Source organism: Corallococcus sp. AB038B, assembly GCF_003668955.1.
Lineage (GTDB): Bacteria > Myxococcota > Myxococcia > Myxococcales > Myxococcaceae > Corallococcus > Corallococcus exiguus.
This window is the reverse complement of sequence record NZ_RAWO01000435.1, coordinates 1-381: the sequence shown is the minus strand read 5'-3', so window position 1 is coordinate 381 and position 381 is coordinate 1. Positions and strand designations below refer to the sequence as shown.

Annotated in this window: 1 protein-coding gene; it reads right to left on the bottom strand. The window is 71.1% G+C overall.

Annotated elements, in window-relative coordinates:
* A partial coding sequence (locus D7Y04_RS43800) for a DUF4340 domain-containing protein (RefSeq protein WP_121763103.1) occupies positions 1–381 on the bottom strand: 381 nt, incomplete at both ends.

Genomic DNA, 381 nt, shown 5'->3' with positions numbered 1-381 from the left:
GCGTATACCGCGCCGGGCTTGTCCTTCACCTCGTTGCCCAGCCACAGCCGCGCCAGTTCCTTCCCGTCCGCGCCCTGGAGCACCGCGCCCCTCGACGCGTCGGAGATGCCGTACTTCGCCCAGCTCTTCGGCTTCGCCTCGCCGAAGGCCGACGCCTTGAAGGTGTCCAGCGAGCCCAGCACCGACGCCACCTTGAAGTGCTGCGCCTTGCCCTGCTTCGGGGACTCCACCTCCCACACCCCGTCGCCGCCGTCCGTGCCCGTCACGCGCGCCACGGCAATCGGCTCCGCGCCGCCGCCCGGGTGGAACACCAGGCGCTTCACGTCCTCGCGGCGGAAGGCCAGCACGCGCTTGTCCTTCAATTCCGGCACGCCCACGTCC